The organism is Enhygromyxa salina (assembly GCF_002994635.1).
Lineage (GTDB): Bacteria > Myxococcota_A > Polyangia > Nannocystales > Nannocystaceae > Plesiocystis > Plesiocystis salina_B.
The window spans coordinates 32,173-47,593 of record NZ_PVNL01000106.1; the positions used below are offsets into that span (position 1 = coordinate 32,173).

The 15,421-nt window shown below is 70.1% G+C and carries 10 protein-coding genes; 3 read left to right on the forward strand and 7 right to left on the reverse strand.

Going from position 1 to position 15,421, the window contains the following annotated elements; translation table 11 throughout:
* Window positions 1-163: 163 nt before the first annotated feature.
* Window positions 164-1,279, reverse strand: coding sequence for a DUF4215 domain-containing protein (locus tag ENSA7_RS26270; protein ID WP_106092099.1), 1,116 nt, complete (start codon window positions 1,277-1,279; stop codon window positions 164-166).
* 93 nt (window positions 1,280-1,372) lie between these two features.
* On the opposite strand from ENSA7_RS26270, the gene ENSA7_RS26275 reads away from it, so the two are divergent.
* Complete coding sequence (locus ENSA7_RS26275; protein WP_106092100.1) at window positions 1,373-1,882, forward strand: DUF1993 domain-containing protein; 510 nt, start codon at window positions 1,373-1,375, stop codon at window positions 1,880-1,882.
* 19 nt (window positions 1,883-1,901) lie between these two features.
* Here ENSA7_RS26275 and ENSA7_RS26280 read toward each other — a convergent pair whose 3' ends face one another.
* Together ENSA7_RS26280 and ENSA7_RS26285 are read right to left on the reverse strand one after the other, a co-directional pair.
* Entirely contained in the window at window positions 1,902-2,456 is a 555-nt protein-coding gene (locus tag ENSA7_RS26280) for an RNA polymerase sigma factor (protein ID WP_106092101.1), read from the reverse strand.
* Complete coding sequence (locus ENSA7_RS26285; RefSeq protein ID WP_106092102.1) at window positions 2,456-4,804, reverse strand: heavy metal translocating P-type ATPase; 2,349 nt, start codon at window positions 4,802-4,804, stop codon at window positions 2,456-2,458. Before ENSA7_RS26285 ends, ENSA7_RS26280 begins: the two co-directional genes overlap by 1 nt.
* A 108-nt stretch (window positions 4,805-4,912) precedes the next feature.
* Between ENSA7_RS26285 and ENSA7_RS26290 the strand changes: the two genes are divergently transcribed.
* Window positions 4,913-5,131, forward strand: coding sequence for a heavy-metal-associated domain-containing protein (locus ENSA7_RS26290; RefSeq protein ID WP_181234124.1), 219 nt, complete (start codon window positions 4,913-4,915; stop codon window positions 5,129-5,131).
* Between the two features lie 60 nt (window positions 5,132-5,191).
* Entirely contained in the window at window positions 5,192-5,752 is a 561-nt protein-coding gene (locus ENSA7_RS26295; protein WP_106092104.1) for a Uma2 family endonuclease, read from the forward strand.
* 225 nt (window positions 5,753-5,977) lie between these two features.
* On the opposite strand, the gene ENSA7_RS26300 is transcribed toward ENSA7_RS26295, so the two are convergent.
* The 4 genes from ENSA7_RS26300 to ENSA7_RS26315 all read right to left on the reverse strand — a co-directional run bounded on the left by ENSA7_RS26300 (window position 5,978) and on the right by ENSA7_RS26315 (window position 15,417).
* Entirely contained in the window at window positions 5,978-8,173 is a 2,196-nt protein-coding gene (locus tag ENSA7_RS26300) for a hypothetical protein (protein WP_146158146.1), read from the reverse strand.
* On the reverse strand, window positions 8,170-10,158 hold the full coding sequence (locus ENSA7_RS26305; RefSeq protein ID WP_181234125.1) for a c-type cytochrome: 1,989 nt from the start codon (window positions 10,156-10,158) through the stop codon (window positions 8,170-8,172). Before ENSA7_RS26305 ends, ENSA7_RS26300 begins: the two co-directional genes overlap by 4 nt.
* A gap of 100 nt (window positions 10,159-10,258) precedes the next feature.
* Window positions 10,259-10,993, reverse strand: a complete 735-nt coding sequence (locus ENSA7_RS26310; protein WP_106092107.1) for a mechanosensitive ion channel domain-containing protein — start codon at window positions 10,991-10,993, stop codon at window positions 10,259-10,261.
* The gene (locus ENSA7_RS26315; RefSeq protein ID WP_106092108.1) at window positions 10,978-15,417 is read right to left on the reverse strand and encodes a cation:proton antiporter domain-containing protein; all 4,440 of its coding nucleotides are present in this window, start codon (window positions 15,415-15,417) and stop codon (window positions 10,978-10,980) included. The genes ENSA7_RS26310 and ENSA7_RS26315 overlap by 16 nt, the downstream gene beginning before the upstream one ends.
* Between the last annotated feature and the right edge of the window lie 4 nt (window positions 15,418-15,421).

Below are 15,421 nucleotides of genomic sequence, written 5' to 3' on the forward strand. Positions count from 1 at the left end.
TTACACCCCGTGAGCGGGCGCTGGCGCCACCGCATCCATGCAACCGCCCGACCGCGAACCGACCAGCGCCGCAGCCGCAGCCGCAGCCGATCACGGCGACGTCCGACGAGTCGCCGTCACCGTCGCCGCCCCGGCACCCGCCGGGTCGAGGATCAACCCCCGATCAACCGCTGACGCACAGCGCGAACTTGTTGTTCTGATTGTTGCCTTGCGTGCACCAGCCGTTTTGCTCCGCGCCGCAACCACCAGACCACGCGTTGCCCATGTACTGGTAGATGCCCCAGATCGCCATGCATTGTGAGGGCGCAGAATTACACAGCAGCTGCGCCATGTCCTGCATCGGGTTGCCGCAGCTGTCCTCGTTGTTGGTCTGGACGCAGACGTTGTCGTTGTACTGACAGTTGGCTGGCCCCGCGCACGGCACCTGGAGACCGCAGAGCTGGCAGGCCGCCGCGATGTTGTTGTCGGTCATCTGGCCCATGACGCCGACCTTCCAGTAGGTCCAGCCGTTCCAGTCCTGGATCAGGATCGTGCCGTTGTTGCAGTCCGACATGCAGTTGTTGTCGCAGCCGTCGTCGTTGTTGTTATTGCCGTCGTCACACTCTTCCACGCCCTGCAGCACATACCCGTCGCCACAGACGGCCGGCTCGCAGCTGCCGGGGCACATGTCGGTGTTCGTCAAATTGCCGTCGTCGCAGACCTCCACGCCTTCCCACAGGATCCCGTCGCCGCAGATCGCGTCTTGACAGGTGTTGGTGCAGGCGTCGGTGTCGACCATGTTGAGGTCTTCGCACTGCTCTTCACCTTCCCAGACGACGCCGTCACCACACACGGCCGGGGTGCAGTCGTTCTTGCACTCGTCGGTGTCAATCATGTTGCCGTCGTCGCATGCCTCCATGCCCTCCCACAGGACATTGTCACCGCATACGTTGATCAAGCATGCACCGACGCAGCCGTCGGTGTTGTCGGAATTGCCGTCGTCACACTGCTCGGACAGCATGTTGTGATAGCCGTCGCCGCACACGGCGTAGGTGCAGTCGGCGTCGCAGAACATGGTCTCGTTGCCGACGTCGCACTCTTCACCCTCGTCGACGACCGCGTTGCCGCACAGCGGGCCGGGATCGCCGTCGCCGTCGCCGTCGCCATCGCCGTCACCCGACGAGGTCTCGAAGGCGGTCGTGTCGGTGCTGCCCGAGTCGTCCCCGCAGGCGATCGGGGTGACGAACAGTCCCAGGGCCGCGAGCTTGGTCAGGGGAAAGTCAACGCGCAGTCGAGTCATGGCCGGATGTTACTGCGAGAGCACCAGGGCGGATAGGAGTTCAGACTGATCGGCGCTCTAGAGCCCGAGCTGCGGTTCCGCTAGAGTGCGCTCGTGTACCACGAGACATTCCGCCAGATGACGAAGATGCTCAGCCAGCTCGACAAGTGGCTAGAGACCGCCGAGGCCTACGCGAAGGACAAGAAGTTCGACCCGAACCTGTTCCTGGGATTCCGCCTCGCGCCCGATCAGTTCGGGTTCGCCCGCCAGGTGCAGATCACCTGCGACGCGGCCAAGCTCGCCGCCTCGCGGCTGTCGGGCAAGGACGCGCCGGTCAACGAGGACACCGAGCAGACGCTCGAGGAGCTGCGCGGGCGGGTGCAGGCGACCGCAGGCTACCTCGCGGGCTTCTCGGCCACCGACTTCGAATCGGCGGCGACGGCCTCGATCACGCAGCCGCGCTGGGAGGGCAAGACGATGACCGGGGCCGACTACTTCCTCGAGCACGCGCTGCCGAACTTCTTCTTTCACCTGACGACGGCCTACGCGATCTTGCGCCACAACGGCGTCTCGGTCGGCAAGCGCGACTACCTGGGCACCCTGACGCAGCGCCCTCCGGGGTAGGCGTCGACCTGCGCGGCCGTCAGCCTTCGCAGGTGCAGTCGCCACACCCCAGCGACGCACACGCCCCGCAGCATTCCGCCAGCTCGCGGGCCAGGGCGGCGCGCGCCCGGTGGACCCGGACCGCGGCGTTGTTGGGTGTGATCCCCTGCTCGGCCGCGAAGTCCTTGACCGAGAGCCCGTCGACCTCGATCCGGGTGAGCGCCGTGGCGTAGTTGGGCGTGAGCGAGTCGGCGACCCGGCCGACGCAGCGACACCCGACGGCGACCTCGTCGAGCGCCAGCTGCTCGAACGCCACCGCGGTCTGGGCTGCGACCGTGTCCAGGGCCCGCTGCTTGGCGTCGCGGCGTCGGTAGCTCTCGGCGCTCGCGTTGCGGAGCACGCGGTAGAACCACGCGGTGGCTGACTCCGGCTGGCGCAGGCTCGACAGGCGCTCGACGCTCTTCGCAAACGCGTCTTGCAGGATGTCCTCGGCCAGCGCGCGGTCGCCGACCCGGCCGAGGACGAACGCGAGAAACTCGTCGCGCATGGCGACGAGCTGGGTGAGCGGGCTGGACGGGTCGTCGTTGGTGGTCATCACGGCCGTGGGTGCAGACGCGAAGCTCCCGGCGATATTACAGCAGGAGCTTGCTCGCGGCTCGTGCCACCGCCGAACCGGCGCAGACGGAGCGCGTTTGTGATCACGAATATGCTCGACAGCGCCATGGCCCCAGCCGCGACCACCGGTGACAGCAACAGCCCAAAGCGGGGGTACAGGACCCCAGCCGCGAGCGGGATCAGGCTGGCGTTGTAGGCGAACGCCCAAAACAGGTTCTGGCGGATGTTGGTCATGGTCGCGCGCGACAGGTCGACGGCGGTCACGATCCCGGACAGCTCGGCCGACATCGACACCACATCGGCGCTCTCGATCGCGACGTCGGTCCCACTACCCATCGCGATGCCGACGTCGGCTTCGGCCAGGGCAGGGGCGTCGTTGATCCCGTCACCCACGAACACGATCGAGCGCCCGTCGCCCCGCAGTGACTGCAGCGCGGCGACCTTGCCGCCCGGCAGGACCTCGGAGACGACCTGGGTGATCCCCAGCCGCGCAGCGACGGCGGTCGCGGTTCGGCGGTTGTCCCCGGTGATCATCGCAATTTCGAGGCCGCGCTGGCGAAGCGTCTCCAGGGCTGCACGGGCGCCTTGTCGCACTGGATCCGCGACCGCCAGGATCGCCCAAACTCGGCCATCGACGGCCACGCAGACGGGGGTCTTGGCCTGGGACCCCAGCGCCTCGAGGGTCGCCCGGGCTGACCCGAGCGGGTAGCCGAGCTTGTCCATGTAGCGGTCGGCCCCGAGCTCGATCACGTGCCCATCTACGATCCCGCGCGCGCCAAAGCCTGGCACGGCCTCGAACTGCGTGACGGTCATGGTCGTGGCACCTCGGGCCTGGGCGGCGGCCACCAGCGCGGCCGCGATCGGGTGCTCCGAGCGGGCCTCGAGCGCCGCGACATAGCTGAGCAGCTGGCGCTCGCCGAGCTCGCCGACGTCGCCGAGCATCGTCAGGTCCGTCAGCGTCGGGCGGCCTTCGGTCAGGGTTCCGGTCTTGTCAAACGCGATCAACTTGGCGCGCTCGAGCGTCTGCAGCGCGTCGCCGCGACGAAACAGCACACCCAGCTGGGCCGCGCGCCCGGTGCCAACCATGATCGACATCGGCGTGGCCAGCCCCATCGCACAGGGGCAGGCGATGATCAGCACGGCGACCGCGTTGACCAGCGCCAGCTGCAGCGCCGGGGCCGGTCCGAGCACCCACCAGACCGCGAAGGTCAGCAGCGCCAAGCCCATGACGATCGGGACGAAGTAGCTGATGACCGTGTCGACGTAGCGCTGGATCGGCAGCTTGGATCCCTGCGCCGCCTCGACCATGCGAATGATCTGGGCGAGCACGGTCGCGTCGCCGGTTCCGGTCGCGACGATCTCGAGGCTGCCGAGTCCGTTGATCGTGCCACCGACCACCGCGTCGCCCGAGCGCTTGCGAACCGGCACGGGCTCGCCGCTGACCATCGCCTCGTCCACGTTCGAGGCGCCCTCGACGACCTCGCCGTCGACTGGGATCGTCTCGCCGGGGCGCACGACGACGCGATCGCCGATGACGACCGCGCTGGTCTCGACCTCGATCACCTCGTCGTCCCGCATGATCCGAGCGGTCTGCGGCTGCAGGCCGATCAATCGCTCGATCGCCGCGGAGCTCCGGCCCTTGCTCAGCGCCTCGAGCTGCTTGCCGAGCAAGATCAGCGTGATGATCGTCGCCGAGGCCTCGAAGTACACGTGCGCCGCGCCAGCGGGCAGCCAGCTCGGAAACACGACCGAGATCACCGAGTAACCGTAGGCCGCCGAGGTCCCGAGCGCGACGAGTGAGTTCATGTCCGGCCGGCCACGCACCAGCGCCGGGAAGCCCTTCTCGTGGAACCGAAGCCCGGGTCCAAACATGACGATCCCAGCGAGCACCAGGCCCAGCCAGTTGAGCGGCTCGCGGCCGATGGTCATGTCGAGCCAGTGGTGAAACGCTGGGATCGCGTGACCGAGCATCTCGATCACGAACAGCGGGACGGTCAGGATCGCCGCGAGCGCGAGTGAGCGTCGCAGCCGGCGCTGATCTTCGGCCCGCGCCTGGTCCCCGGCCTCGTCGCGTCCGCCCGTGACGGGGCGCCCTTCATATCCAGACGCGGCGACCGCCGCCGTCAGGGCCGCGAGCTCGGTGCCAGGCTCGTGCTGGATCGCCGCCCGCTCGGTCGCGAGGTTGACGGTCACGCTGCTCACGCCGGGGACGCCCGCGAGCGCTCGCTCCACGTGGGCGACGCACGACGCGCAGGTCATGCCGTCGATGTTCAGCTCGGTCGAGATCAGGGCGATGGGGGGGATGATGATCCGCTTGGGTGATGGCATGTAGGTTCGCGCTGATGTCCGCGCCTCGGTCAGCTGATGCGCTCACCCGGCCACCATTACGCGCCCCGGACCGACGTAATGCTCCGGCCACCGGGACGTCAGCTTGGCATGAACACCACCACACTCCAAGTCTCCGGCATGACCTGCGGGAGCTGCATCGAGCACATCGAGCGGGCGCTGGCGGACCTGCGCGATGTCCAGGACACCGAGGTCGACCTCGCGAACGGAGTCGTTCGGATCTGCCACACCGACGCCGTCACCGCCGATCAGCTGGCCGCTCGGATCAGCGCGGCCGGGTATCCCAGCCGGGCGGTCGCGGCGGCGTAGCGTCCAGCGCATCGCCCGAGATCGAGGCCGCACCGCCGTCGTCAATGGTATGTTACGGCGATGACGGGAGCGGCCAGCCAGGTTCGGGTCAGCTATGCGGAGTACCTGCGCCAGGAACAGCTCGAGCTGCACAAGCACCAGTGGATCGACGGCGAAGTGTACGCCATGGTCGGCGGCACGCCCGAGCACGCCCGGATCCAGGCCCGGCTGATCCGGCTGATCGGAAATGCGGTCGAAGGTGGACAGTGTCAGGTGTTCACGAGCGATCTCCGCATTCGCTCGCGCGCGACCAACATCGCAACCTACGCAGACATCACCGTGGTGTGCGGTCCGTTGCAGCGGGACCCCGAGGATCGTGACGCCGCGACCAACCCCAAGCTGGTCATCGAGGTGCTCTCACCGACGACCGAGCGGTTCGATCGCGGCGACAAAGCGCTGCACTACCGCAGGATCGCGTCGGTCAGCGAGTACGTGCTCGTCGCCCAGGACGCTGCCCGGATCGAGGTATTTCGGCGCAGCGAGGACGGCAGCTGGCGGTTCTTGGAGGCCGGTCCCGGCGAGTCCGTCAGGTTCGAGAGCATCGGCTGCACGATCGCGGTCGACGATGTCTACGCGGGGTAACTCGTGCGCGGCGGCGCGGCTACCAACTCGTAGCTGGTGCTGCGACCGCCCGCTGGGCCAGGGCGCATGATGCCGAGGTCGATCGGGGCCACTCGGGCGCCTCCCAGATCCAGGGCATGGGGGGAGCATAGCTCGAATCTCCGCATGATCTGCGGAGATTGTAGGGACCATTCTCCGCAGCCCTCGCGCAGGGAACAGCCGAGTGTGCGCCGTCACCGCTACCCGTCAGCACCCCCCGGCTTCGCCCTCGTCAGGGCACGCGGGTGGATCGACCGTGGGCGGCTCGGGGACCTGGGGCGGCTCGGGGACATCGGGGTGCTCCTCGATCTCCAGGTCGTGCTGCAATCGCTCGAACACCAGCTCGCCCTCGGCCGTGACGACCCGGACCCCCTGGCCCAGGTCGAGCGCGAGCCGGGAGCCGTCGGCCGACCATGCCATGTGCATGGATCGATCCGCGGGCGTCGACCACAGCAGCTCGGGGATGTCGTCGGCGACTGACCACACGCTGAGCGTGCGCGGCGGATCGTATGAATAGTACGAATATTCGTAGGCGTAATCGTTGGATTCGACGTGCGGGGTGTGGACGACCGCAACCCGGCGACCGTCGGCGCTGGGCTCGAGCTTCTCAATGTCGATCTTGTTCTCCGCGATCGTCACAATGCGCGGCTCACCGTCGGCGGCGGTGATCTCGAACGCCCGGGGGTCGGCCTTGGGGTGCGCGTAGTGACGCCCGGTGTGGTCGAGGGCCAAGCTGCGCCCGTCGGTGTCGATCTCGGGCCAGCTCGAGAACTCGGACTTGGGCACCGACTCGAGCGCGCTCGAGCGGTTGTCGGCGAAGCTCAGGCGCGAGATCTGGTGCTGGTGGGACCCATGGCCAAACTGGGTCACGACCCCGAGCTGCCCAGCACCCGGCTCGGTTGGGCGGATCTTGGCGTACTCGTGGGACGGCAGCTCGACCTCGCTGACGACCTTCCCGGCGACCCACTCGCAGATCTGGACGCGCGCTTCACCGAGCAGCAGCAGGTGATCGGGATCGGTGAACTCCAGCGCGCGGACCGGATCCGTGGTGCAGCCGACGACGGCGTGGCGGCGATCCTCGCCGAGCGTCTCGACGACGACCTGGCCATCGGTCATCACCATGGCCAGCTGGCCGCCGGCCCGGTCGAGGGCGAGATCGGTGACAGACACAAGCCGCTGCTCGACGCGGTGGTGGCGATCCGCGTCGAGCGGATCAAACACCAACGCCGACCCGAGCGGGGCCACGCGCAGACCGGCGACCACGCTGGTGCTTCGACGGCTGGCGACGCTCGAGCTGGGCAGCTGCTCGCGCCGCGGGATGACGTGGGACTCGGGCGGCAGCTGCTCGAGCGCGGCCGGGAGCTCGAACGGCGCGGGCATGATCACGCCCGCGCTCAGATCGATCCAGAACCCAGCTCCGCTGCCGTCTTCGAGCAGCGCGCGGGCGTCGTCAATGATGTACAGCCGCGGACGCAGCGAAGTCTCGACCTCACCCCACATGACCCGGACCTCGCCGCTGTCGAGGTCGTGCAGCTCGAGCGACCACTGGTTGGTGCGGTGCTTGGGCCGGCGCAGCAGCGCGGCGACCCGACCCGAGGGCAGCAGCGCCAGGTCATTTTGATTGGGCCCGCGATCCATGATGAACGCGTGCGGCTCGCCGAGCTCGACCAGCCGATCGTCGGTGATCGTGAACCGCTGCAGGCGCGTGGGCCCGGCCAGCACCAGCGCGAACACGGGCGCCTCGGCCGGCCCCGCGAGCCGCAGCTGCCAGGGCGAGACCCCGTACTTGCTGAGCTCGTTGAGCCGCTTGCCGTGCCCGTCGTACAGGCGCAGGCGGTGATCGACGCCGAGCGCGAGCACCCGCTCACCACCGTCGAGCACGTGCAGCTCGAGCAGCGGATCATGGGGTGGGATCGTGAAGCGCTCGCGCACGCGGGGCTGACCGGCGTCGTCGAGCTCAATGGCGATCACGCGGGCCGACTGGGCCGTGTCGATCGCCCCGATCACGAACGCCTGGTCGCCGGCTCGAGCCAGCGAGAGCGACGCTGGCTCGCGGATCGGCACGCGGATCGGCACGACCGCGGCGGAGTCAGCCTGCGCGCGGGGCAGCGTGGGCCACAGGCGGACCCCGCCGTCAGCGTCGAGGCTGAGCGCAGCGGTGGCTCGATGATCCAGCCAGACCTCGGTGATCGAGGCGTCGTGGCCAACCCCGCGAGGCACCGCCACACCCACCGGCTCGGACGCCGCGCGCACCGACTCACTGGTGAACGCCTCACCGGCCTCGCCGTCAGCCGAGTCGGTCTGCCTGGGTGAGGGTGGCGAGTCGCTCGGCGCGGTACAGCCAAACAGCACACACGCGAACAGGTGGCGGGTCGATTTCATGTCGAGGTCACGTCGCCTCATAGCGATTGCAGGTAGACGATGAGGTCGCGGCGTTGCGCGGCGGACATGCTCGAGCTGTCGATCATGTCGTGAATGCTGCCGCGGTCGTCGAGCACGGCGGCGAGGTCGACCGCGCTGCCGTCGTGGTAGTAGGGCGCCGAGTGGGCCAGGCCGATCAGCGAGGGCGTGTCGACCCGACGCATCGAGGTATTGAAGTCGTGGCGCTCGCGGTCGGTCGAGGCCGGGCCTTCGTGACAGACGCTGCACTCGTCCTCGAACAGGGTCTGGCCGCGGGCCAGCGCGGCCTCGTCATTCACGCTTGGCGGGCGGGGCCGGGGGAGGCTGGTGAGGTAGGCCTCGATCGCGGCGAACTCGTCTTCGTCGAGCTCCTCGGGGTCGCCACCGATCCGCTCGATCGTGTGGGCGAAGCTGGCTCGCAGGGTCTGATCTTCGCCGGTCCACTTGTAGGGTGAGGTCTTCGGCAGCCGACCCGCGAGCAGCGGCGTCTGCAGGATCGAGCGACCGAGTCGCCATGACAGCCCGTCGTTGCGGCCTTCGGGGTGGCAGCTCGCGCAGGCCAGGGCGCTGCCGAGCGCGAAGCTCTCACCGCGACGAAACAGCTCGGCGCCCTGCTCGACCGCGGCGCTGCGCAGTGACTTGGCCAGCTCCGGGCCGCGGATCCAGTGCTTGGACTTGGTGGGCTGGGCGGTGAGGCTGTCGGGATCGATGTCGACGCGCACGACCGTGCGAGCGAGCTCGCAGTGGGCCCACAGCGAGGTGGCCCCGCTGGAATTTTCGATGGTCGACGGGGCCTGATCGATGAGCGCGAGGCCGTCCAGCCCACACGCAGGCCCCTCGCCGAGCGAGGCCCGCCACGCGACGGTGGGGCGCTCGCGCGAGGCCGAGGCTACGGCGACGATCTCATCGTCGCCGTAGCCACCGATGTAGAGCATGTCACGCGCGGGATCGTAGGCGAGCGCGCGCGGTTGGTGGACGGTGATGTGATGCTGGTCGATCAGCGTGAACCCGTCGTCGCTGGGCTCGGCGATCCGGGCGAAGCGATACTCGATCGGCGCGATCTCGGCCGCGCCGCCGCCGTAGGAGTCACGGCGATCCTCGTCGGGGTGCAGCTCCATCTGCGGAGTCGCTACATGGTGGGCCGCGACCGCGATGCCCTCGCCCACGAACGCCAGCGCGAACACGTTGCGCGCGTGTCGGCGGCCGCTGTCCTTGGGCACCTCGAATCGGCTGGGGGCCTCGATGACTCGGGCCTCGACAAAGGTCTCGCCCCAGTCGTCCTCGGCGTCTTTCTCGATCTCGACCGGGTCGCGGGGTGAGAGCGCGTGCCAGCTGACCCGCTCGCCCGCGCTCGCCAGCTCGACCCGGGCGACCGCGCCGGTCGAGAGAAACCCAACGAGCGCCCACCGACCCTCGGGCGAGACCGCGACGGCACGGGGCTCGGCCGCCAGCTTCACGCGCCACAGGATCTGCATGGTCGCGGCCGCGACCGCGACCAGCTCGTGATTGGCGACCGAGGTGACCAGCAAGGTCGCGCCGTCGGGGGTCAGCGCGAGGCCGTGGGGCTCGGTCAAGCTCAGCTCGGCCACGAGCGTGGCCTCGTCGCCCTTGGTCGCGTAGCGCAGCAGCCTGTCCGCGCTGCGATCGGCGACGAACAGCGAGCCCGAGCCGGACTCGAGCACGAGCTCACCGAGGCCCGCGTGGAGGGGGAAGGTCGCCACGAGCTCGCCCGCGTGATCCGTGCGGATCAGCGCGCCCGCGTTGCGCTCGACGAGCCACAGGCCGGTCGCGTCGGCGGCGATCGTGCTGCCGTGCTGGCTGGCGCGGGCGAACCGAGCTGGCGGCGCCAGGCGACCGAGGCGGCCGTCTTCACGCACGAGCGTGCTGGTGCCGCCGAGCAGCTCGACCTTGGGTTTGCCGGCCTCGGCGATCACGACGACCGCCAGCACTGCGAAGCCGAAGCCAAGACGGGGGATCCAATCACGCACGGGCGACACCACGTCCGAGCAACGCAGACGATTCCCGGTGGGTGGGACGATCGTCGGGCTTTAAAGGGGGCGCGATTTTGTCCGGCTCGACCGGCGAGGATCAGGGCCGCACGATCCGAGCGTTGCGACCCAGCAGATCGGCCCGCGCCAGTACATCGGCCCGGTAGCGCTGCTCGTGGGCCCGATCGAATACGACCGCCCGGACCCGGACCCGCATGCCGCCGCGCTCGTCGGCGACGGCGAACACCTCGGGTCGATGTCCGGGCGCGGCGTAGGCCGAGAGGATCGCCGCCTCCAACAGCCGCCGCGACGCGTCCTCGAGCTCGACGTCGCGCGGGAGCTCGACCTCGAACTCGCAGGGTGCGTCCTGCCGGGCGAGGTTGAGGCGAACCACCTCGCGGCTGGCGAACCGGCGGTAGGGCAGGGTGGTCTCGGTCCCGTCACGATCACGCAGGACCACGCTGCGCAGGCCGAACGCGACGATCCGGCCCTCGAACGCGGCGACCCGGACGTCCTCGCCGAGCCGGTGGCGGCCCTCGATAGCGAGCGCGAACCCGGCGATCACATCGTTGAGTACGGGCAACGCGATCAGCACCAACACCCCGACGAGCAAGCCCCGCGCGGCGGTCTCGGGCAGCGTGTCGGCGACCAGCAAGCGCAGCCCGATGAGCCAGCCCGCGCCGATCCACGCGAGCACGCTGAGCACATGCAGCGCCCGCTGCCACCCGCGCAGCGCTGGCGCGGCGCCGATCCGCGTGGTCACCAAGCTCAGCGCCAGCGCTCCGCCGACGATCAGCGCGGCCACGGCCCACCCCGAGTTCAGAGCAAATTGCACGCGCGCAGCTCCGAGGTGAGGGGTTGAACTAAGCGGGTCTCGACCTGGATCACCCGCGAGTCGGGGGCGCCGCCCTCGTCCAACATGACCAGGCCTCGGCGGGCGAGGCGGGTCAGCTCGGTGTCGAGATCGAGCAGCTCCGGTCCCTGCAGACCCACGAGGTCGGTCCGCCGCAGCGGGCCGTGGAGCATGAGCGCGGCCAGCAGCACCCGGCTCGACACCGGCAGATCAGCGAGCAGCGGGCAGGGGTAGCCCGGCAGCGGACCGACGACCACGCTGCCGTCGCGCGGATCGACTCGGGCGGCCGCGAGCCACAGGCGCAGCGCCTGACGGACGTTGCCGCCGCTGAGCTGGGCGAGTCGTTCGTAGGCGGCCTGCTCGAGCCCCCGACGCAGGCGCCACGCGGTCTGCGGTCCGCGAACCCACTCGGTCAGCGAAGGCATGCCCGCGTCGATCCGCAGCGGGTAGCCCGACAGTCGATGCCGGCCGTCGAGCACGGCCGCGAGCTGGGCAGCGTCCATCGCTGGCACCCGCACGGCCGGCTCAAACCGGGCGCGAAGCTCGAGCGCCGCGTCGAGCACGGGCACCGCGGGCTCGGCGATCAACACCACCCACAGCACCTGGTCGCTGGTCGCCGCGACCAGATCCAGGAACCGCCGGACCCGCTCGAGGCCGGCGCCCGTGCGTCGAAACAGTCGCTCGGCGTTCTCGATCACGAGCATCGGGCGAGGCTGGGCGCGCGCGTCATGCTCGGGCCCGTGGCTCAGCCGCGTCGAGGTCAAGGCCAGGACTTGCTGCTGCAAGCTCGACAGGTCCGCGGCCGGATCCGCGTCGCCAACTCCAAGCAGCGGCGCGAGCCCGCGGACCAGCTCAGCCTCGCGCTCGAGCGCGGGCGACAGCCGCAGCCAGTGGACGCTGACGTGCGGCCCCACGCTCTGGAGCAGCTGGCGAACCAGCGTCCGCTTACCGACGCCGCGATCGCCGTAGACCAAGATCGCGCCGCTGCGACCGCCCAGCCAGGCCTCGGCGGCGGTCTTGAGGGTCTGCAGCTCGGGCCGGTTGATCAACAGCCCAATGGTCTCGGCCGGGACCGACGTGAACAGCCGCTGGTAGGGATCGGGCATGGTCGAGCGCGAGCCAAACAGCAGCCGCCGCCATGCCGCGACCGCGCTGGCGGTGTGGCGATCGCTCGACAGCGCCGAGAACTCATCGCCCAGGGTGTGGCCGAGGGTCCGGGCCCGGTCGATGAACGCGACCCGGCGCTCGCGCAGCCAGTCGAACATCGCCGCGCGCGGGCCGTCTTCGAGCCGACGTTGACGCCGCCGCAGCTCGTCCCATCGCGCGCTCCGGATCGGCTCGAGCCCGGTCCGCTCGGCGGTGGCGATCGTGTCCTCGACGTGCTCGCGGACCAGCTTGGCCAGCGCCTCGACCTGCGCGCGCGCGCCCTCGAGCAGGGCGGTCAGGCGCTCGCTGAGCCCCGCGTCGATCACCGAAGCCGGCGTGCCGAGGTGGTAGTCGGCGACCCGGGCGATGTGGATGAGGGTCTGGCGAAGTCCGTCGAGCCCGACCCCCAGCTCGTCGTCGGCGCTGGCCCGCGCGACCCCAAAGTCGTGCAGCAGCGTCTGAGCCAGCCAGCCCCGCAGCCGGATGCTGGTTCGTCGGGGGTCGGGGTTGAGTGGATCCGCGAGCGCGAGCTCGGTGCTAGGGGCCAGCTGGTCCGGCGCGTTGGCCAGCGCGAGCAGCAGCGCGGGCGGCTGGGCGACGGCGAGCGCGGTCAGCTGGGTGCGCAGGCCCTCGACGTGCTCACCCATGCGCACCAGCGCGCGGTCGAGCTCGTGCTGGTCGGGGCCTGGCTCGGGCTCGGTCGTGGCGATCCGGGCGAGCGTGTCGTCGAAGTCCTGCCCGAGCGCCGCGAGGATCGAGGTGAAGCTGTGCTCGAACTCGAGGGCGGCCAGGTGGATGCTGGTCGCGACGTGCTCGGCGTGGGCGAGGGCCAACAGCGCGTCGAACCGGCCGGCCCCGGCCTCGCGGTCGCGAGCGCTGCGCTCGAGCAGCTCGGCGCTCGCGGCCTGGGCGGCGTCGTAGCGCCTCGACGGTCGGGTTCGCCAGGCGGGGAGCTCGAGCGTGCCCGCGATCTCGACCGAGGCCAGGAACGTGGACCAGCTGTGGCCGAGCCCGGTCAGCAGGCCATGCTCGAGCTCGCGGTCGCTCCGGTTGAGCTGCTCGCCGATCGTCGCCTCGCGCGTGGCCGCCTCGGCCTGCTTGCCGGTCAGCCACTGCGTGACGCTCACGGGCGCCTGTTTGTGAGCCCCCGACGCCGCCGCCGACTCGCCCGCGTGGCTGTCGTGACCGTCGTGACTGTCGTGCTCCGGAGCCGCCCAGGTCCCGCGCGCGAGCGCCTCGAGCCCGGCGCGGGTCAGCCGGTAGTGCTCGAGCAAGGCGTGCCACAGCTGCGCCTCGATCGGTCGCGTGCTTCGCCACAGCGCGACGGGAACGGCGAGCGCGACGTCGTGACGCCACAGCCGGCCCAGCGGGACCGTGCGATGACCCGGCCCGACCACCGAGCGACGGACCCGACGGACCACGCGGATCGTCCGAGCCCAGCGACCGCCGCGAGCCTCGAACAGCGCGGCGCCGCGGCTGACCCGAAAGTTTTGGCTGAAGTCCTGGGCCCGGTCGAGCCCGGCGAACAGCGCGAGCAGGCTCCGACCGTTGAACGGCGCGACCTCGGGATACTCGATCTCGATCCCGGCCTCGGCGACGGCGGCGTCGAGTCGCGCGCAGGCCTCCTGGGCGTCGCTGCCGAGCGCCGCGTCAGATGACTCGGGCTCGAGCTCGAGCTCCAGCGCCGAGCTGATCGTCGCGGCCAGCTCCTCGACCACCGCGGAACGCCGCCGGGATCGCGCCAAGATCTCGCCCTCGATCAATCCGGTGCGGACGCTCGAGACCACCTCGTGAAGCTGCTCGAGTCGCCGCAACAGGGCGGGGTCGCTGGCTCGCGGCAAGACCAGCTCGGTGACCGCGTCGGCGAGCTCGAGCGCGGCGGCCTCGGGGGGCACGCTCGACGCCAGCTGCTCGGCCCCGCGCTCGCGGGCCGCCGCTGACTCGCCCGCCGCGTCGAGGGCCCGGGCGAGGAACAGCGGACCGCCGACCACATAAAAGAGGATCGTCGCCATCGTCACGGTCTGGACCTGCGCGCCCCAGCCGGGGATCGCCTCGGCGACCATCGCGGCGAGCACCAGATCGACACCGCCCTGGGAGAAGAACGAGACCTGCAGGCGGCGCCGCGTGGTCTCGTCGACCCCGGCGACGCGGGCCCCAAATCCGACGCCCAACACGAACAGGCCCGAGCGCAGGCCGACCAGGATCAAGGTCAGCGGCAGGTAGACCGTGACCGCGATCAGATCCAGGTTCGCGGCCTGGGCCGTGAAGTACACGACGAACACGGGCAGGGCGATGCGCTCGAACGCCTCGACCAGGGTGTGCCCGTGCCGCGAAAAATTTTGAACGATGAACCCCGCGACCAAGAACGCCAGCAGCGTCTCGGCGTGGAGCCGACTGGCCACGAACGCGGTCACGAACACCAGCGCGAGCGAGAACAGCAGCACCTCGCGGTGGACGAAGCGCAGGTACGAGATGAACGCGACGCCCACGACCACGCCCAGCGCGAGCGCCCAGCCAAACTCGGCGGCGATGTGGGGCAGCTGATCCGCGAGGCTGGCGAGCGTGAGCCCCTCGGGTGAGATCAGCAGCTTGGCCAGGGCCAGGACCAGCAAGAACGTGGCGACCAAGATCAGGTCGCCGATCACGACCACGCCGAGCACCAGCGAGGTGAAGCGCCCGCGGGCGTGGACCTCTTGCAAGATCGCCAGGGTCGCCGCGGGGCTCATGCCGACCGCGAGCGCGCCAAACAACAGGGCCCCGGCGATCCGGCCAGCGAGCGGCAGCTCGGCCAAGAACGGGACCACGCTGGGGATCACGAAGGTCAGCGCCAGGACCACGCCCGCGACCAGGGGCAAGACCAGCACGAACACCGCGCCGCAGATCGCCGCGAGCTTGCCCAAATTCTCACGCAGCTCGGGCAGCTTGATCTCGCCGCCACCCATGGTCCCGATCACCCCGACCGCGAGCACGTTGACCAGGCCGAGCTCGCGGATCGCCTGGCTGCCGAGCGGGGCCAGGCTTGGATCGCCGAGGACCAGCCCGACCAGCTTGGGCCCAAACAACACCCCGGCCGCGAGGTAGCCCAGCAGCGCTGGCAAGCGCATGCGCCGAGCCAGCTCGCCCATCGTGTAGGCCCCGACCAGGATGAAGCCGGTCGTCAGCAAGGTCAGCGAGTCGAAGGCCGCGCTCGTCGCGACGCCGTGGTGGATGACCACCTGCATCAACAGCACGAGCACGACGAGGACGAGCAGCTGGCGCATGGCG